General features: G+C 44.0%; 14 protein-coding genes, 1 tRNA gene and 3 rRNA genes. 14 read left to right on the top strand and 4 right to left on the bottom strand.

The features are described 5' to 3' along the window. Position 1 precedes the first annotated feature (1 nt). The 9 genes from EQM06_RS12305 to EQM06_RS12265 all read left to right on the top strand — a co-directional run bounded on the left by EQM06_RS12305 (position 2) and on the right by EQM06_RS12265 (position 9,422). Positions 2-814, top strand: coding sequence for an RnfABCDGE type electron transport complex subunit B (locus EQM06_RS12305; RefSeq protein ID WP_128746647.1), 813 nt, complete (start codon positions 2-4; stop codon positions 812-814). A 702-nt stretch (positions 815-1,516) separates the two neighbouring features. Further along, positions 1,517-3,034, top strand: a 16S ribosomal RNA gene (locus EQM06_RS12300). A gap of 41 nt (positions 3,035-3,075) precedes the next feature. Further along, a tRNA-Ile gene (locus tag EQM06_RS12295) sits at positions 3,076-3,152 on the top strand. A 265-nt stretch (positions 3,153-3,417) separates the two neighbouring features. Next, the gene (locus tag EQM06_RS12290) at positions 3,418-3,618 is read left to right on the top strand and encodes a hypothetical protein (RefSeq protein ID WP_128745028.1); all 201 of its coding nucleotides are present in this window, start codon (positions 3,418-3,420) and stop codon (positions 3,616-3,618) included. Between the two features lie 6 nt (positions 3,619-3,624). Further along, a 23S ribosomal RNA gene (locus tag EQM06_RS12285) occupies positions 3,625-6,519 on the top strand. Between the two features lie 246 nt (positions 6,520-6,765). Next, positions 6,766-6,882 (top strand): 5S ribosomal RNA (rrf, locus tag EQM06_RS12280). Together the 16S, 23S and 5S rRNA genes with 1 tRNA gene alongside form the textbook arrangement of a ribosomal RNA operon. A gap of 134 nt (positions 6,883-7,016) precedes the next feature. Further along, the gene (locus EQM06_RS12275; RefSeq protein ID WP_164914456.1) at positions 7,017-8,534 is read left to right on the top strand and encodes a sensor domain-containing diguanylate cyclase; all 1,518 of its coding nucleotides are present in this window, start codon (positions 7,017-7,019) and stop codon (positions 8,532-8,534) included. Continuing rightward, positions 8,534-8,899 carry a NusG domain II-containing protein gene (locus tag EQM06_RS12270; RefSeq protein WP_128746645.1) on the top strand — a complete coding sequence of 122 codons (366 nt, stop codon included), beginning with the start codon at positions 8,534-8,536 and terminating at the stop codon, positions 8,897-8,899. The genes EQM06_RS12275 and EQM06_RS12270 overlap by 1 nt, the downstream gene beginning before the upstream one ends. Continuing rightward, complete coding sequence (locus EQM06_RS12265; protein WP_128746644.1) at positions 8,880-9,422, top strand: Gx transporter family protein; 543 nt, start codon at positions 8,880-8,882, stop codon at positions 9,420-9,422. The genes EQM06_RS12270 and EQM06_RS12265 overlap by 20 nt, the downstream gene beginning before the upstream one ends. Here EQM06_RS12265 and EQM06_RS12260 read toward each other — a convergent pair. Genes EQM06_RS12260 through EQM06_RS12250 form a run of 3 tightly spaced genes read right to left on the bottom strand, consistent with a single transcriptional unit; the run spans position 9,397 to position 11,308 of the window. Continuing rightward, entirely contained in the window at positions 9,397-10,059 is a 663-nt protein-coding gene (locus tag EQM06_RS12260; protein ID WP_128746643.1) for an ABC-2 transporter permease, read from the bottom strand. The two genes, EQM06_RS12265 and EQM06_RS12260, sit on opposite strands and share 26 nt — an antisense overlap. Before the next feature lies 1 nt (position 10,060). After that, the gene (locus EQM06_RS12255; protein ID WP_128746642.1) at positions 10,061-10,930 is read right to left on the bottom strand and encodes an ABC transporter ATP-binding protein; all 870 of its coding nucleotides are present in this window, start codon (positions 10,928-10,930) and stop codon (positions 10,061-10,063) included. A gap of 3 nt (positions 10,931-10,933) precedes the next feature. Next, positions 10,934-11,308, bottom strand: a complete 375-nt coding sequence (locus EQM06_RS12250; protein WP_128746641.1) for a GntR family transcriptional regulator — start codon at positions 11,306-11,308, stop codon at positions 10,934-10,936. Positions 11,309-11,931: 623 nt separating this feature from the next. Here EQM06_RS12250 and EQM06_RS12245 point away from each other — a divergent pair. The 4 genes from EQM06_RS12245 (at position 11,932) to EQM06_RS12230 (ending at position 15,003) form a co-directional block, all read left to right on the top strand. Further along, positions 11,932-12,936 carry an ABC transporter substrate-binding protein gene (locus EQM06_RS12245; protein WP_128746640.1) on the top strand — a complete coding sequence of 335 codons (1,005 nt, stop codon included), beginning with the start codon at positions 11,932-11,934 and terminating at the stop codon, positions 12,934-12,936. A gap of 41 nt (positions 12,937-12,977) precedes the next feature. Beyond that, a complete protein-coding gene (locus tag EQM06_RS12240) occupies positions 12,978-13,883 on the top strand; it encodes an ABC transporter permease (protein WP_128746639.1) in 906 nt (301 codons plus the stop codon). Beyond that, positions 13,884-14,657, top strand: a complete 774-nt coding sequence (locus EQM06_RS12235; RefSeq protein ID WP_128746638.1) for an ABC transporter ATP-binding protein — start codon at positions 13,884-13,886, stop codon at positions 14,655-14,657. A gap of 127 nt (positions 14,658-14,784) precedes the next feature. Next, positions 14,785-15,003 (top strand): hypothetical protein, encoded by a 219-nt coding sequence (locus EQM06_RS12230; protein ID WP_128746637.1) that lies wholly within the window; start codon positions 14,785-14,787, stop codon positions 15,001-15,003. Between the two features lie 60 nt (positions 15,004-15,063). Here EQM06_RS12230 and EQM06_RS12225 read toward each other — a convergent pair whose 3' ends face one another. Beyond that, a complete protein-coding gene (locus EQM06_RS12225) occupies positions 15,064-15,726 on the bottom strand; it encodes a nitroreductase family protein (RefSeq protein ID WP_128746636.1) in 663 nt (220 codons plus the stop codon). 192 nt (positions 15,727-15,918) lie between these two features. Here EQM06_RS12225 and EQM06_RS12220 point away from each other — a divergent pair, with 192 nt between their 5' ends. Further along, positions 15,919-17,769, top strand: coding sequence for a sigma-54 interaction domain-containing protein (locus EQM06_RS12220; protein WP_205666558.1), 1,851 nt, complete (start codon positions 15,919-15,921; stop codon positions 17,767-17,769). The last annotated feature ends 68 nt before the right edge of the window (positions 17,770-17,837 follow it).

Here is a 17,837-nt window from a genome sequence, read left to right as displayed (position 1 = left end):
TATGATGACACCGGTAATATTATTAGTAGTGATGGGTCTGGTCGCAGGCATTGTTCTAACGATTGCGTCAAAAGTATTTTTTGTTCCCGTTGATGAAACCGTATCTCAGGTTCGTGAAGTGCTTCCGGGTGCCAATTGTGGTGCTTGTGGGTTTGCAGGCTGTGATGACTATGCGGCGGCTATTGGTGCGGATCATTCATTAAGTCCGAGCCTATGTCCGGTAGGAGGAGCAGAAACCGCATCGGCGGTTGCGTCAATCCTTGGGGTAGAAGCTGCGGCAGTGGAGCCGCAGGTTGCTTTCGTTAAATGTAAAGGAAATAATGAAAATACGAAACAAATTATGGAGTATAAGGGGTTGCAGACCTGCGCTGCCGCTAAGAATTTCTACGGGGGGAATTGGGCTTGCGCACAGGGCTGTTTGGGGCTTGGCGACTGCGTTTCAGTCTGTCAGTATAACGCCATAAAAGTCTGCGACGGAGTAGCAGTGGTAGATAGAGAAGCCTGCATAGGATGCGGTATGTGCGAAAAGGCGTGTCCTAACCATGTGATTACCATCGCAGGGAAAAATAAGCTTGTATATGTAGCTTGTAAGTCAACCGAGCCTGGTGCGAAAGCAAGAAAAATCTGTCAGGTTGCCTGCATCGCTTGTAAAAAGTGCGAAAAGGCCTGCAAGTTTGACGCCATAGCCGTAACAGATAATCTGGCAAGAATTGATTTTGATAAATGCAGAAACTGCGGACTTTGTGAAAAGGAATGTCCAACTCAGGCTATATCGAACTTGAGAGTTCAGAAAAAGACAGCGGCCGCTCAATAAAATTGAAAATAAATAAAACAGGCTAAAAAATCAACGGAACTAGCCCGGGAAATTGAGCCTATAGAATAAAATATTTAAATTACAACAAAAAATCAAAAAACTTGAAAAAAGTGTTGACAGAGAGAGCATAGTTTGGTATCCTAATAAAGCTGTCCCGTGAGACAGGGCGTATCCTTACTAAAAGGAGAATGTCTCTACATCTTGTAGTTTAAGCCAGATAAGGCATAAAAGCAGACTATATTTTGCTTTTACTACAAAATTCAAATTTATGAATTAAGTTGAAAAAAGACGAAAAAAGATGTTGACAAAGTTGCGGAATAGTATTATGATATAAAAGTTCCTTACGGAACGGCGCTGACGGTGTAAACCGCAGAAGCGCATGAACCTTGAAAACTTCATAGTGTAAAAGAATTAGTCAAGAGAACATTAACTTGTTCTCAAAACTAAGTACAACACACTTAAAGCTATAATTTGAATGTAAATTCGGTTAAGGCTTTAATTGGTAAGACGAATTCAAAGTTGAATGAGTCAACGTACAATTCTAAAAAACAACAATAATTCTAGGATTTATGCTTTGCATAAATTAAAGAATCAGCAAAACGCAAACGCGTTTAGCTTGAGTTAGAGACTCGATTTTATCTCGTTCAATTCTAAGTCGATCTGTAAAGGTGAGATGCAGAGGAAAGACGAGTAAGATACCATTTAATAAAGAGTTTGATCCTGGCTCAGGATGAACGCTGGCGGCGTGCCTAACACATGCAAGTCGAGCGAGAAATCTACAAGCGAATCTTCGGAAGAGCGAGTAGATGGAAAGCGGCGGACGGGTGAGTAACGCGTAGGCAACCTGCCTCATGCAGAGGGATAGCCTCGGGAAACCGGGATTAAGACCTCATGACGCTGGAGGAACACATGTTCTTCTGGTCAAAGATTTATCGGCATGAGATGGGCCTGCGTCTGATTAGCTAGTTGGTAGGGTAACGGCCTACCAAGGCAACGATCAGTAGCCGACCTGAGAGGGTAATCGGCCACATTGGAACTGAGACACGGTCCAAACTCCTACGGGAGGCAGCAGTGGGGAATATTGCACAATGGGCGAAAGCCTGATGCAGCAACGCCGCGTGAGCGAAGAAGGCCTTTGGGTCGTAAAGCTCTGTTGGAAGGGAAGAAAGAAATGACGGTACCTTCTGAGGAAGCCCCGGCTAACTACGTGCCAGCAGCCGCGGTAATACGTAGGGGGCGAGCGTTATCCGGAATTATTGGGCGTAAAGAGTGCGTAGGTGGCCAGGTAAGCGTGGGGTGAAAGGCAATAGCTTAACTATTGTAAGCCTTGCGAACTGTCTGGCTTGAGTGCAGGAGAGGAAAGCGGAATTCCTAGTGTAGCGGTGAAATGCGTAGATATTAGGAGGAACACCAGTGGCGAAGGCGGCTTTCTGGACTGTAACTGACACTGAGGCACGAAAGCGTGGGGAGCAAACAGGATTAGATACCCTGGTAGTCCACGCCGTAAACGATGAGCACTAGGTGTCGGGGCCGCAAGGCTTCGGTGCCGCAGTTAACGCATTAAGTGCTCCGCCTGGGGAGTACGCACGCAAGTGTGAAACTCAAAGGAATTGACGGGGACCCGCACAAGCAGCGGAGCATGTGGTTTAATTCGAAGCAACGCGAAGAACCTTACCAGGACTTGACATCCTACTGACAGACCCGTAACGGGGTCCTTCTTCGGACAGTAGAGACAGGTGGTGCATGGTTGTCGTCAGCTCGTGTCGTGAGATGTTGGGTTAAGTCCCGCAACGAGCGCAACCCTTGTCAATAGTTGCCAGCAGTAAGATGGGCACTCTATTGAGACTGCCGTGGATAACACGGAGGAAGGTGGGGATGACGTCAAATCATCATGCCCCTTATGTTCTGGGCTACACACGTGCTACAATGGCTGGAACAGAGAGAAGCGAGACTGTGAAGTGGAGCAAATCTTAGAAAACCAGTCCCAGTTCGGATTGCAGGCTGCAACTCGCCTGCATGAAGTTGGAGTTGCTAGTAATCGCAGATCAGAATGCTGCGGTGAATGCGTTCCCGGGTCTTGTACACACCGCCCGTCACACCATGGAAGTTGGGGGTGCCCGAAGTCGGCTAGTAAATAGGCTGCCTAAGGCAAAACCAATGACTGGGGTGAAGTCGTAACAAGGTAGCCGTATCGGAAGGTGCGGCTGGATCACCTCCTTTCTAAGGAGACTAAAGTCTTTTGCACTATGAGTTTTATACATGGGCTTGTAGCTCAGGTGGTTAGAGCGCACGCCTGATAAGCGTGAGGTCGGAGGTTCGAGTCCTCCCAAGCCCACCAGAACACATTTTTTAATGTGTGAAAAGGTCTAAAGGGATGAGAACCTGAAAAGGAAAGGATTCTTTTAAGCCACCAGAACTTTGGAAGAAGTTCAGGGATGTACTTTGAAAACTGGATAATATGCAATAAATATCAGAAATCAAAAGTATGTGATATGAAAATATCTTCATACAAATTGACAACGAAATCGAGGTTATCTATGAGAATAGATAGCAAACAGTTATATAACAAGACAGAGTCTTTTCGAGCCGAGAGGCAAGGAAGAATGATGTCGGGTGTAAAATATGACTACGATTTAACGGAAAAATTCAAACTGGCTAAAGCCAGAGAATTTCCGTATGAGGCCTGCGCGCTGTATCAAGATACAGGCAGGGCTTCAAACCGAGAAACCAGAAGAAATGCAAGCTTTTTTACTAAAGCGAAGTTTCTTAACAAATACAAATCCTGTTTAACGCTAAACAGGTAAAATGCTGGTCAAGCAATAAAGAGCATAAGGTGAATGCCTTGGCACTAGGAGCCGACGAAGGACGTGGCAAGCTGCGAAAAGCTGCGGTGAGGAGCAAACATCCGTGAACCCGCAGATGTCCGAATGGGGGAACCCACCTATGGTAATGCGTAGGTATCCTATGATGAATATATAGTCATAGAGAAGGTAACCCGGGGAACTGAAACATCTAAGTACCCGGAGGAAGAGAAAGAAACATCGATTTCCTAAGTAGCGGCGAGCGAAAGGGAAAGAGGCCAAACCATAGTTTACTATGGGGTTGAGGACACTCATGACGTATGGCGTGTATAGTCGAAGCTGTTTGGAAAGGCAGACCGAAGAGGGTAAAAGTCCCGTAGACGAAATGCACAAGATGCAGAGTGGATCCAGAGTACCACCGGACACGTGAAACCCGGTGGGAAGCCGGGGGGCCCACCCCCCAAGCCTAAATACTACCTAGTGACCGATAGAGAATAGTACCGTGAGGGAAAGGTGAAAAGAACCCCGGGAGGGGAGTGAAAGAGAACCTGAAACCTTATGCTTACAAGCAAAGGGAGCGCAAGTGACCTTGTACTTTTTGTAGAACGGGCCAACGAGTTATGGTGTGTAGCGAGGTTAAGGTGCTGGAGCACCGGAGCCGAAGCGAAAGCGAGTCTTAAAAGGGCGAGTTAGTTATATGCTGTAGACCCGAAACCGGGTGACCTATCCATGTGCAGGTTGAAGCGAGAGTAAAATCTCGTGGAGGACCGAACTCATGTCTGTTGAAAAAGGCTGGGATGACGTGTGGATAGCGGTGAAATTCCAATCGAACCCGGATATAGCTGGTTCTCCTCGAAATAGCTTTAGGGCTAGCCTCAAGGAATGTGATACTCGGAGGTAGAGCACTGAATGTTCTAGGGGCCTTCACCGGTTACCGAAAACTATCAAACTCCGAATGCCGAAGTATTAAACTTGGGAGTCAGACTATGTGAGATAAGTTTCATAGTCGAAAGGGAAACAGCCCAGACCAACAGCTAAGGTCCCAAAATGTAAGTTAAGTGGAAAAGGATGTGGAGCTGCATAAACAGCTAGGATGTTGGCTTAGAAGCAGCCACTCATTTAAAGAGTGCGTAATAGCTCACTAGTCGAGTGGCTCTGCGCCGAAGATAAACGGGGCTAAAACTTACTACCGAAGCTTTGGAATATCAGTAATGATGTTGGTAGAGGAGCATCGTATACGGGCAGAAGCAGAGATGGAAGTCTATGTGGACTGTATACGAGAGAGAATGTTGGCATGAGTAGCGTAAGGCAGGTGAGAATCCTGTCCACCGAAAATCTAAGGTTTCCTGAGGAAGGTTCGTCCACTCAGGGTTAGTCGGGGCCTAAGCCGAGAGCGAGAGCTGTAGGCGATGGACAACTGGTTGAGATTCCAGTACCACCGAAATTCGTTTGAGCGAAGTGGGGACACAGAAGGATAAGTTGAGCGCGCCGTTGGTAGAGCGCGTCTAAGCATTAAGGGAGATAGAGTAGGCAAATCCGCTGTATCAATTCTGAGATGTGATGGGGAGGGAAATAAAAGTACCGAAGCAACTGATTTCACACTGTCAAGAAAAGCCGCTAGTGAGAATGTAGGTGCCCGTACCGCAAACCGACACAGGTAGATGAGGAGAGAATCCTAAGGTGAGCGAGAGAACTATTGTTAAGGAACTCGGCAAAATAACCCCGTAACTTCGGGAGAAGGGGTGCCTGCGAAAGCAGGCCGCAGTGAAAAGGCCCAGGCGACTGTTTACCAAAAACACAGGTCTCTGCGAAAGCGAAAGCTGAAGTATAGGGGCTGACGCCTGCCCGGTGCTGGAAGGTTAAGGGGAAGTGTAAGGGCAACCGAAGCACAGAACTTAAGCCCCAGTAAACGGCGGCCGTAACTATAACGGTCCTAAGGTAGCGAAATTCCTTGTCGGGTAAGTTCCGACCCGCACGAAAGGCGTAACGATCTGGGCACTGTCTCAACAATAGACTCGGTGAAATTGTAGTACCGGTAAAGATGCCGGTTACCCGCAGCAGGACGGAAAGACCCCATGGAGCTTTACTGCAGCTTGATATTGGATTTCGGCGTTGCATGTACAGGATAGGTGGGAGGCAAAGAAGCTAGTACGCCAGTATTAGCGGAGCCACCGTTGGGATACCACTCTTGTAACGTTGAAGTTCTAACTTAGTACCGTAAACCGGTATGAGGACAGTGTCAGGCGGGCAGTTTGACTGGGGCGGTCGCCTCCTAAAGAGTAACGGAGGCGCCCAAAGGTTCCCTCAGCGCGGTCGGAAATCGCGCGAAGAGTGTAAAGGCAGAAGGGAGCTTGACTGCGAGACAGACAGGTCGAGCAGGGACGAAAGTCGGGCTTAGTGATCCGGTGGTACCGAGTGGAAGGGCCATCGCTCAACGGATAAAAGCTACCCTGGGGATAACAGGCTGATACCGCCCAAGAGTCCACATCGACGGCGGTGTTTGGCACCTCGATGTCGGCTCGTCTCATCCTGGGGCTGAAGTAGGTCCCAAGGGTTGGGCTGTTCGCCCATTAAAGAGGTACGCGAGCTGGGTTCAGAACGTCGTGAGACAGTTCGGTCCCTATCCGCTGTGGGCGTTGGAAATTTGAGTGGAGCTGTCCTTAGTACGAGAGGACCGGGATGGACATACCTCTGGTGCACCAGTTGTCTTGCCAAAGGCATAGCTGGGTAGCCACGTATGGAAGGGATAAGCGCTGAAAGCATCTAAGTGCGAAGCCCCCCACAAGAAGAGATTTCCTCCAGAAATGGTAAGACCCGTGAGAGACGATCACGTAGATAGGTCGGAGGTGGAAGTGCAGTAATGTATGGAGCTGACCGATACTAATAGGTCGAGCGCTTGACCAAGAGAAGGTTTCAAGGGAAGAGGACTGATAGGAAGGTATGTTATCCAGTTTTGAGAGTATGCTCTCAAGAGGAAACAAGTGAATAAGCAGATAGCGAGTAGGAATACAAGCTAGAAGCGAACAGAATAGCGAAGGAAGTTTTTTAATAGCCAAGGCGTGCGAAGGAAGAGGAGCGGAATGTACAAAGGTACATGAGCACCGCATGAGAGAGCAAGAAGGAAGGCTAATGAAAAATTAACAAGCTAAATCCGGTGACAATAGCGAGGAGGAACCACCTGTACCCATCTCGAACACAGAAGTTAAGCTCCTTAGCGCCGATGATACTTGGCGGGCAGCTGCCTGGGAAAGTAGGACGTTGCCGGTTTTAACAAAGAGCATATTGCATCTGCGATATGCTCTTTGTATTATTCTTCAGATTTTGCAGTAGGAAAGATTAATTCCTACTGCTATTTTCGCATTAAAAACTGTTTACTTGAGCTGATTAAGGAGATGAAATCCATGTTAAATATATTTGTTTGGATTATGATTTTCTCAACGGTGGTTAGCATCATCCTGATGATATATGCAGTTGCGACTTATAATTCCGAACGGTCATTTTTTTTGATTTTCAGTTGCATCTGTACTTTTTTATATAGTTTTGGCTATCTCCTGGAAATCATTTCTCCCACAATAGAAGCTGCTTTCATGGGGGTGCGGGTGCAAAAAATGGGTTCACCGTTTATTGTACTTTTAAATTACCTTTTTATGAGGGACGTCTATGGAGAAAAGCGCTTTGGAACGAAAGGATATTGTATTCTTTTTGCCTTGCCTGTTTTCAATTTGTTTACTGCTCAGGCTTTTCCGTGGATACGTCTGCATTATACGCATATTGAATACTTTTGGGATGGTTTAATTGCCAACTGTCAAGGAACTTTAGGACCTGTGGGTATTCTGGCTATTGCCTATCATTTTGTCCTTGCTTTCCTGACGATTCTTCGCATTTTAAAACATTTAAAAAACGAAAGCGGACTGCTTCGGTACCAAAACCTTTGTTTGCTGGCATCCGTTCTGATTCCGCTTTTTGTTAATATTTATCATACGCTTTCTTATGACTACCTCCGAATCGATTTGAATCCTTTTGCGGTTGCCGTCGGGCAAAGCCTGCTTTTATATTCTGTTCGAAAACAGAACCTGCTTCACGTGGTGCCATTGGCAAGGGCTCAGGTAATTGAATCTATGACCGACGCTTTTATCGTCTGTAGCAGAGATTTCAGCTTTCTGGATGCTAATCAAGCGGCCAAGCAGCTGCTGCCCGAGTTGAACAGCCTGCTTCCGGGTGAGAGCATGGGAAAATTGAAGCAAATTAAAAATGAAGCGGAGTTGTATCTTGAAAAAAATGGTGAAAAAAGATTTTATAAGATAACGAAGACCGACATTTTACAAAACAGCAAAAACAGTGGAGTCTGTATTTTGCTTCACGATATTACGGATAAAGAAAGGCAACTGAAAAAATTGTACAACAAGGCGACTTTTGATTCGCTGATGCATATCTATACCAGAGCCGCCTTTTTTGATCTTGCTCAGTTTATGCTGACCCCTGATAAGGTGAGAATTTATTCCTATACTTTGTTGATGATTGATTTGGACCATTTTAAGAATGTGAATGATACCTATGGTCACCCCTGCGGTGACATTGTACTGGAAACCATTGCAGTCATTGTGAAAGGTCATTTTTTTGAAAATGATATTGTCGGACGTTATGGCGGAGAGGAAATTGCTGTTCTGCTGGAAAATATTTCAGCCGGCCAGATGGCTGAAAAAGTGGAAAAGCTTCGTACAATCATTGAAAATACCAGAATCCCTTATCAAGGGAATGATTTGAATATAACGGTCAGTATCGGGATGGCATACTTTCCTGCCGGAAAATCCCAACCGTTGGAAAACATGATAGAGCGGGCAGACTCTGCTTTGTATAAAGCGAAGAATAGCGGACGCAACCGCGTCTATCTCTACGAAGAAAAGGGAAGGGAAGTTTGATGATAAAGAGAGCGGACATTATTTTAGCGGTAATACTGATTCTGTTGGGGGGGCTGGTTTCCTACGTGGCGGCACAGGGAGACAGCCGGGGAGATATGGTTTTGATTACAGTGGACGGAAAGGAATACGGCAGGTACTCCTTGTCAGAAAATAGAGATATTGTTGTGAAGCAGAACGGTCATATGAATAAAATTCTCATAAGAGAGGGTATGGTTTCCATGGGCGCCGCGGATTGTTCCAATCAGATTTGTGTAAATACGGGAACCATTGAAAAGACTTCTCAAAGTATTATATGTCTTCCTAACAAGGTTGTGGTACAGATCATAGGAAAAGAGGAGGCAGGGTATGACGCAGTTTCAAACTAACAGAGAGAAAACTCGGCGGCTGGCTGTGGGTGCGGTAATGGCTTCTCTGGGGCTTATTTTTTCTTATATTGAAGTTCTCCTCCCTTTTTCGGTGGGGATACCGGGTGTGAAGCTGGGGATTGCCAATTTAGTAGTGGTTATAGCACTTTACACTTTAGGCGGCAAGATGGCCTTTTCTATAAATGGGATACGAATTCTTGCAGCCGGACTGCTTTTTAACGGTGTTTTTGGAGCTCTATATTCTCTGGCCGGAGCTTGTATGAGTTTTTTTGTAATGCTTGCCTTGAAAAAAACCAATTTGTTCAGCATCGTTGGCGTGAGCATGGCAGGAGGTGTCGCCCACAATGTGGGGCAGCTTTTGGTTGCAGCCGTTCTTATCTCCAATTTAAAAATATTTGTATATTTTCCGGTGCTGCTTTTCTCTGGAATGCTCACAGGAATTTTTATAGGAATCTTGTCTTCTCTCATTCTCAGCAAGGTGAGACTAAAGGATTCTGCTAAAAATCTTTTTTTCGATAGATAACTAAGGATATGCTCAAGGAAATGAGCAATATGACAACACTGACTGCCAACAGACTGATGAGAGATAAACCGCTGTTAAAGAAAGCATCCATTTTAGCTCCCCACAGGATCCCGTATTTATCCAGCGTCGTAGATAATTTTCCTTTGCTGACGCTCATGGCAGCAGCACCTCCGAAAAAACCCAGAACCATAATGCTCCCTATTACTATAAAGCGGCCTTTTTCCACCCCATATTTAAATATGGGCGGCAGTGAAACAGAAACCATCAGACTGCCGAGCAGCATGATGATAACAACGCTCCACACGCTTTCCATAAAAGAAGCGGAGCCGATGAACAAGGAAAAGAGTAAGGATATAACGCCCCCACAGCTTATCAGGATAACGGTCACCAGATACTTGCTGATGACCAACATGCTTCGGGAGATGGGCATAGTCAGCGCATATTTAGAAAATCCTGACCGTTCGTCAAAGGACAGAGCGGTGATCGGCAGCATAGCACAGAAAATCATAAGAACTCCTGTTAAAAAGCTACTGTCTTTCGTCATGATAGCGATAAAAATGTATATACCGAAAAATAGGAACATGGGTATGAATTGTTTCTTTAGACTTAACAAATCTTTTAAAATAATACCTCTCATTTTATTTCCCCCTCACATTATAAAGTAAAATTTCTTCAAGGCTGGCAGGATCTATGATAAAAGGGCCTTTGACCTTTTGCCTTTCAACGAGCGCCGTCACGCCAAAACTGTTCCGCTTGTACCCGTGAACGGCCTCCGGCGCTATTTTTTGAAATTCTTCTTGAGTGCACTTCAAAATCCCGTAGTTTGATAAGATATCATCCTTGACATCACTTAATATAATGCGCCCGTCGTTTATAAATGTAATATAGTCGCAAATTTTTTCCAAGTCACTGGTAATATGAGAAGAAATTAATATGGAATGTTCCTCGTCTTGAATGAAATCCATGAAAACATCTAAAATCTCATCTCGAACCACCGGATCCAGACCGGCAGTAGGTTCATCTAAAATCAGAAGCTTTGCATGGTGGGATAGAGCTGCGGCGATGGAAAGCTTCATTTTCATTCCCTTGGAATAATCTTTAATTGCCTTTTTTGCAGGAAGGTTAAAAAGCTCCCCATAACGGTTAAAGCAGCCGGGATTCCAGTTTTTATATATGTTCTGCATAATTTTATTAATTTGAACCAGATTAAGGGTATCCGGGAAGCAGCAATCATCTAAGACGACTCCGATTTGTTCTCTGGCAGCCGTCGGAAAACTTTGAAGCTCATGATTTAAAATGGTGATACGGCTACCGCTCTTTTTATCAGAGGCTGTATCCTTTTGCGATGTTTGAAGCCCCAGGATCAGCTTGATTAAGGTCGTTTTACCGGCTCCATTTTCTCCTATAAGCCCCATAATACTTCCTTTTGGAAGCTGGAGGCTCACATGATCCAGAGTAAATCCCTTGTATTTTTTAGTGACATTTACGGCATTGATGGCGTAATCCATATATTATTCCCCCTTTTGCAGGTGTTTGAGCTGGTCGATGACATCGGATATTTCAATATGAGATATATGAGCCAGTTCAATGATTTCCTGAAGTTTTATGTTGATTTCATGTATGTGTTGTTCTCTGAGCTGCTGCTCATTTTGTGCTTTTACAAAACTGCCTTTACCGGTATAAGATTCAATAAATCCTTCCTTTTCCAGTTCTTCATAAGCTCGCTTTGTGGTTATGACACTGATTTTTAATTCTTTGGCAAGAAGGCGCATGGATGGTAATGCGTCTCCCGCAACCAGATCTTTTGTAAGAATCTGATTTTTAATCTGGTGGACGATTTGCTCATAAATCGGCTGACTGTTTGAATTACTTATAATGATGTTCATAAATTTCCCCAATGAATCATGATTAATTTACAATATTGTATATGTACATTATATACAATATAATCGGAGTGTCAACACTAAATTAAAAAAAATAAGCTGCACACAAAAAGGTTCAATTCCTGTGTCCTTATAATTTTTACATAAATTGTTGTATAAAAAAACAAATAATATAAATAAAGTTATTGACAAGCAACAAAATAAATGATATTATCACAATAACTTAAATAGAAAACCGTAGACGAGGGAGTAAAGCTGTTAAACGATTTCAAAGCGATTCCGGGCTGGTGAAAGCCGGATAAATGTCAGTCACAGCAAATGGGCCTCTGAGGGCGACGTGAAAAGTTCCTAAATTTTTAAAAGAACTGATTAGCGAAGACGTGAAGCCGGCGTTATGGGCTGAGAGTGTGATGGCACTCGTAGAGAGGATGTGTTTATAAAATGCATCAAACAAGGTGGTACCGCAGGTTAACACTTGTCCTTGTATATTCTGTATATACAGGGGTAGGTGTTTTTTTATTATTCAGAAAAAATTGCTTGCAATAGACTGAAGTGTAAAAAGGCATACCATCTGACTTCATCACACAAATTATAGTTGCAGGTCCTAGGACAGAAAGGTGAAGAAAATGAAAAAGAGAACAGTAACAGGGTTATTAATTTTAGTATTAGCGGTAGCGGCTGCATTTTCCGGATGCGGCAGTGACAGCAGCACCGAGAAAAAGAGCAGTGAAAAATCCGATCTGCCAACGATAGGCATCGTACAGATCGTAGAACATCCTTCTTTAGACACGATTCGTGAGAATATTATTGCACAGCTAAAGGAAGAAGGCTTTGAGGATGGAAAAACGGTTACAATAGACTATAAGAATGCACAAAATGACACAAATAATTTAAAAACCATTTGTCAGTCCTTTGCGGCAAAGGATTATGATTTGATTATTGCCATTGCCACGCCGTCCGCACAGGCGGCGTTAGGAGAAACGACGGATATTCCTATTATATTCTCCGCCGTAACGGATCCGGTAGGTGCCAAGTTAGTATCCAGTCTGGAAAATCCCGGCGGAAACATCACAGGAACCTCCGATGTTGTTTCCGCCACAAAGATCATGGATTTAGCTCTTCAAATTACCCCGGATATTAAAAAGATCGGTGCCATCTATAGCACGGGCGAAATCAACTCAGTATCGGTTATCAAAGAGTTGAAAGAATATGCGAAAACCAAAGGAATTGAAGTAGTTGATGCGACTATTATGAACAGCAGTGAGATACAACAGGCGGCTCAATCCTTAGTAGGCAAGGTGGATGCGGTCATCTCCCCGATTGATAACACGGTTGCATCCGCCATGCCAACGATTGTAGATGTTTTGAATAAAGCAAAGCTACCTTACTATGTGGCTGCAGATTCCATGGTAGCAGACGGAGGATTGGCAACCGACGGTGTAAATTATGTGGAGCTGGGCAAGAAAACAGGTACGATGGCTGCAGAAGTGCTAAACGGAGCTGATACAGCAACGATGCCGGTACAGGTGATGACCAAAACGCAAATTTACATTAACAAGAAAACAGCCGACGAAATCGGAGTTAAAATTCCTGCTGGCATTTTAGAAAAAGCAACGGATTTATCTGAATAATTGCAGATGAAGGATTTAGCAGGTTATATTTGGAGGACATTATGCTATTAACATATACAGCATTCATTGGATCCCTGGAGCAGGGAATGATCTATGCAATATTGTCTTTGGGGGTCTTTCTCTCCTTTAGAACACTGAACACCCCCGATTTAACAGTGGACGGCAGCGTCGTAACCGGTGCTGCCGCCTCGGCTGTTGTTTGCAGCATGGGAGGCAATCCGTTCGTAGGATTGCTGTCAGCCTTTGTTTGCGGCTGCGGAGCCGGAGCGGTTACCGCATTATTGAACACAAAATTAAAAATACAAGCACTTTTAGCAGGTATTCTTGTCATGCTCGGATTGTATTCCATCAATCTGAGAATTATGGGAAGCAAGCCCAACATTGCTTTGACTCAAAGTCATACATTATATAAATCTGCACAAGAGCTTCTGCCGGAAGATTATTCGGCTTTAATTGTAGGGGCAGGAATACTGGCTATAATTATTGGGTTATTTTATTTTTTCTTAAAAACACGGCTTGGATTTGCACTTCGAGCCACCGGTGACAACGAAGAAATGGTAAGGGCCTATGCGATTAACAGCGATGGAATGAAGATATTGGGACTGGCTCTTTCCAATGGATTTGTAGCTCTTGCAGGGGGTATGCTGGCACAGTACCAGTCCTTTGCCGACGTGACCATGGGAACCGGTATGGTGGTCATAGGCCTTGCTTCGGTCATCATAGGCGAGGCCATTTTCGGAACGAAATCCTTACTGCGAAGATTGATTGCCGTTTCCTTAGGTGCGATCGCATATCGGCTTATCATTGCGCAGGCATTAGCATTTGGACTTCCGACAAGCGATTTAAAGCTGGTATCTGCCGTTATAGTGGCAGGAGCCCTGTCAATCGGTACAGTCAGTGAAAATTTTCCGTTCAAGTCGCTGCTGGTGAAAAAGGAGGCTCAATAAATGTTAAAAATAGAACAAATGAGAAAAACCTTCGGAAGAGGCACCATTAACGAAAAGGTTGCGATAGATGGCTTGAGCCTGCATTTAGAGCCGGGAGAATTTGTGACGGTAATCGGCAGTAATGGGGCCGGTAAATCGACCCTTATGAATTGCGTATCCGGTGTATTTCCCATTGATTCGGGCAAGGTGAGCTTAGATGGACGGGATATAACGGGATGGCCTGAATTTAAACGTTCAAGAATGATAGGACGGGTATTTCAGGATCCGCTGAAGGGCACGGCTTTTGATATGAGCATTGAAGAAAATCTTTCGATTGCCTATAATAAAAATCATGTTCATGGGCTTCAAGCTGGAATCAGTAAGAAGCAAAGAGAGATTTTCAGAGAAAAACTGTCCCTGCTTGGAATGGGTCTGGAGGATAGAATGAAACAGAAAGCAAAGCTTTTGTCCGGCGGACAGCGGCAGGCTTTGACTCTGTTCATGGCAGTGATGTCCAATCCGAAGCTTTTATTGCTGGATGAGCATACGGCAGCTCTGGATCCCGGTGCCGCCGCAAAGGTACTGGAATTGACCGATTACCTTGCGCAAGAAGAGAAGCTTTGTACCATGATGATCACTCATAACATGAAAGCGGCCTTGGAGCACGGAAACAGAACCATTCTCATGAAGGAAGGCCGAATTGTTATGGATGTATCCGGAGAAGACCGAAAAGAAATGAGCGTGGAAAAGCTTATCGAAAAATTTGAGATCGATAACGACAGGATGCTCTTGTAACTATTTAAAGTGGCCTAGTTGTTTAAGTAAAAAAACATGCTGCAATCTTGTAAGCCTCATTTTTAATGAATAAAAAGTACCAGAATTTACATAATACTAAGGATAAAGTTTTATGGGAGGTGCGGTTATGAAGAGGTTTACCTGCGGATGTTTGGAGAAACAATTTAAAAGTACGGATCAAGTGTATGTTGGGTTCGAGGGGCTGCCCGTAACGGAGATTCCATGCATATACAGGCCGAAGGGGAAAGCCACCTTAAGACGAATCCGGTTGGAAACAAATTATTGTCCCATGTGCGGAGCAAAGCTGGAGGATGTGAATGTGAAAGAAGGATTACCTCAAGATTGAGCAATCCTTCTATGTTAATAAATTTTTTGGAAAAAAGTCTGTCAGGAAAATCCGGTAGATTTATTTTACAAGAGTATATACTTCCTCCAGAGCTTTCTTTGCCGGGCTTTTCTGATTTGCCTGAGGAAGGCCGATGGCGAACATATTCACAAAGAAATAGCCGTCCTTTTCAAAGCCGATTTCTTCCTTAAGAATCTGCTCGATTTCGGCTGCAGCGTAATTTGCACTGGTCAGCCAGCAGGTTCCGTAGCCCAGATCGATCGCTTTAAGGGTAAGATTTTCACAAGCTGCGCCGACGCTTTGCATACCGGGATTTCGGTAGCCCATCAAATCCAAAAGAAGCTCCTGCTCTGCGCCAATTAATTTATATTCATTATATCCGGAAGGAACATAGACTGTAGCCATGGTCAAGATAATGGCAGGAGCCGTATCTCTCCAGAAGACCGTAAAATTCTTACAGAACTTTCTGAATCGGTCTGCCTTTTCTTTATCGACCTTATCCATCTCCAAACAAATGGATTCATTTTTCTCAGAAATGGCGTCTGCTATTCTCTGAATAACTTTTCTGTTCTTTATGGCAATAAAATGCCAGTTTTGTGTATTCTTCCCTGACGGGGCAGTAGCTGCCGCCTTGATTATATCTTCTAAATCGGCATCGGGAATGCCGCCCTCCAAATAGTGCCGGATACTTTGTCTCTTTTCAATAATAGCTTGTAGTTCCATAAGACCCTCCTAAACCTATATCTCAATTTGAATTACATGCCCAGTGTAGCACCATTTGCCTTATATTTCAAGTGCGGTTCAAAAACAGCTCCGCCGGGAATTTGTATGGCATCTTATGAAGATATAGGATAAAATAGATACAATCATGTAACGTTACTGAAATCGGTTCTTTAAAGGTGGTGTGAATAAGTCGTGTTTAACTTAGATCAACTGGGCATTTTTACAGATATGATGAAAGAGGGTTTTATTTATATAGACAAGCATTCCCGAATTAAGCTCTACAACAAAAAAGCAAAAGAAATTTTTGGCATAGATAAAAGCGTTGGGATAGGACATCCGGACGGGGTGATTCAAAAAGGAGATCTTGTTATTATAGGAGATAACTGTCTGGGAAAGGATGATGGCGGGCTAAAGCCCGAAAACCTTGGGAAGATTGGCATTTATGATGAAAATATTCAGCTGGCCGATCTGTTTATGGGGATTGGAACCTTTGAGGATGGCAGGCTCAGACCGATCTATCAATATTATCATCCGAGCGAAAGTTTTCGAGAAAATTTCTGTTTGAAGGCAGAAGTGTCAGGACGCAGCGTTTCAGTAGAGATTGACGGAAAATGTATCACTATATCTTTTGAAAATAAAAAGTTTCCAATGAACTATAATAATTCCATCGGACATATGGTCATCCTTGACCCAAACACCTTTCAGGTCAAATTTTATCAAACCAGCGGATATACGGCCAGAGGGGAGGATACGCTGGATATACTTAACGGAAAGGCATATCGGGCGAAAGGGCCGGCTGTCAATGAGTTTAATGTTATAGGGAAGAAAATATCCAGTATTCATAAAGATGCATCAGCTATTAAAGAGCTGTGCAATATTGCTCAGGGGCAAGAGGACAACTATAAAGAAAAGTTTTCTGAAATCAACGGCATTCCGACCCTATATTCTATTTTCCCTGTGGAGATCAACGGGAAAAGAGAAGGTGCCGTATTGCAGGTAGAGGATATTTCGACTTTGCAGAATGTCATTAAAGAAAGAAATGATGCGCTTGCTTACGTGGAAGAGATGAAACAGATTATTAATGATAATGCATTGGATTGTGAAGGTCTGGCCGTCATTAAAGGAGAGAGCCGGGTCATGAGGAACGTGAAAAAATTAGCGTATAAAGCTTCAAAGTCTAACTCTACCGTGCTGTTGCTGGGAGAAAGCGGGACAGGTAAGTCTTATCTGGCGGAGACCATTCATAAGGCCAGCAAGGAGCCGGAAAAGCCTTTTATTCATGTGAACTGCGGAGCCATGCCGGAAACCTTGCTGGAGAGTGAACTGTTCGGCTATGAAAAAGGATCCTTTACGGGCGCAAATCATGAAGGGAAGATTGGATTTTTTGAAAAAGCCAGGGGCGGAACCATATTTCTTGATGAAATCGGGGACATCAGCTTGACAGCGCAGGTGAAACTTCTGGGCGTACTGCAAAATAAAAGCTTCTTTAAAATCGGCGGGACAACAGAAATAGCGGCGGATGTTCGAATTATTGCAGCTACAAATAAAAACTTGGAAGAAGAAATTAAAAAGAAAAAATTTAGAGAAGATTTATTTTACAGATTGAATGTTTTTCCGATCTGGATGCCGCCTCTCCGAGAAAGAAGAGAAGACATCAGCAATTTGTGCAACCAGATTTTAAGCCAAATTTGTGATAAGCTTCAATGCGGCGAGAAATTTATCTCTCCGGCAGCTCAAAGAATACTGACCTCCTATGGCTGGCCCGGCAATGTCCGGGAGCTGGAAAATACTCTGGAAAGAGCCGCCAATATTGCGGATGGGAGAATTATTACCGAAAATCATCTGCCGAGTAAAATTACTAATAATGAGTATGGAAGCTATACCGAGAAATGGAAAAGCTTTCAGGATTATATGGAGGAAGCGGAAAAGAGGGCTTTATTGGAGACTTTGGCTTACTGCGGCAACGACAAGAAGAAAGCCATGCAGGCCTTAAAGATGGGAAAGACAAACTTTTATCAAAAAATAAAAAAGTACGGCATGTAATGATTGGCTTGTTCGCAGAAACGGAATGCAGTTCGAAAAATCGGACTGCATTTTTCAATGATTATCTT

Source organism: Aminipila luticellarii, assembly GCF_004103735.1.
GTDB lineage: Bacteria > Bacillota > Clostridia > Peptostreptococcales > Anaerovoracaceae > Aminipila > Aminipila luticellarii.
Note: the sequence above shows the minus strand (reverse complement) of the source record. Positions and strands in the feature narration are given on the sequence as shown.

Bases quoted from the DNA above. Each gene is read 5' to 3' on its own strand.
- EQM06_RS12305 (WP_128746647.1), top strand. From the start codon at position 2: ATGATGACACCGGTAATATTATTAGTAGTGATGGGTCTGGTCGCAGGC.
- EQM06_RS12290 (WP_128745028.1), top strand. From the start codon at position 3,418: ATGATGTCGGGTGTAAAATATGACTACGATTTAACGGAAAAATTCAAA.
- EQM06_RS12275 (WP_164914456.1), top strand. From the start codon at position 7,017: ATGTTAAATATATTTGTTTGGATTATGATTTTCTCAACGGTGGTTAGC.
- EQM06_RS12270 (WP_128746645.1), top strand. From the start codon at position 8,534: ATGATAAAGAGAGCGGACATTATTTTAGCGGTAATACTGATTCTGTTG.
- EQM06_RS12265 (WP_128746644.1), top strand. From the start codon at position 8,880: ATGACGCAGTTTCAAACTAACAGAGAGAAAACTCGGCGGCTGGCTGTG.
- EQM06_RS12260 (WP_128746643.1), bottom strand. From the start codon at position 10,059: ATGAGAGGTATTATTTTAAAAGATTTGTTAAGTCTAAAGAAACAATTC.
- EQM06_RS12255 (WP_128746642.1), bottom strand. From the start codon at position 10,930: ATGGATTACGCCATCAATGCCGTAAATGTCACTAAAAAATACAAGGGA.
- EQM06_RS12250 (WP_128746641.1), bottom strand. From the start codon at position 11,308: ATGAACATCATTATAAGTAATTCAAACAGTCAGCCGATTTATGAGCAA.
- EQM06_RS12245 (WP_128746640.1), top strand. From the start codon at position 11,932: ATGAAAAAGAGAACAGTAACAGGGTTATTAATTTTAGTATTAGCGGTA.
- EQM06_RS12240 (WP_128746639.1), top strand. From the start codon at position 12,978: ATGCTATTAACATATACAGCATTCATTGGATCCCTGGAGCAGGGAATG.
- EQM06_RS12235 (WP_128746638.1), top strand. From the start codon at position 13,884: ATGTTAAAAATAGAACAAATGAGAAAAACCTTCGGAAGAGGCACCATT.
- EQM06_RS12230 (WP_128746637.1), top strand. From the start codon at position 14,785: ATGAAGAGGTTTACCTGCGGATGTTTGGAGAAACAATTTAAAAGTACG.
- EQM06_RS12225 (WP_128746636.1), bottom strand. From the start codon at position 15,726: ATGGAACTACAAGCTATTATTGAAAAGAGACAAAGTATCCGGCACTAT.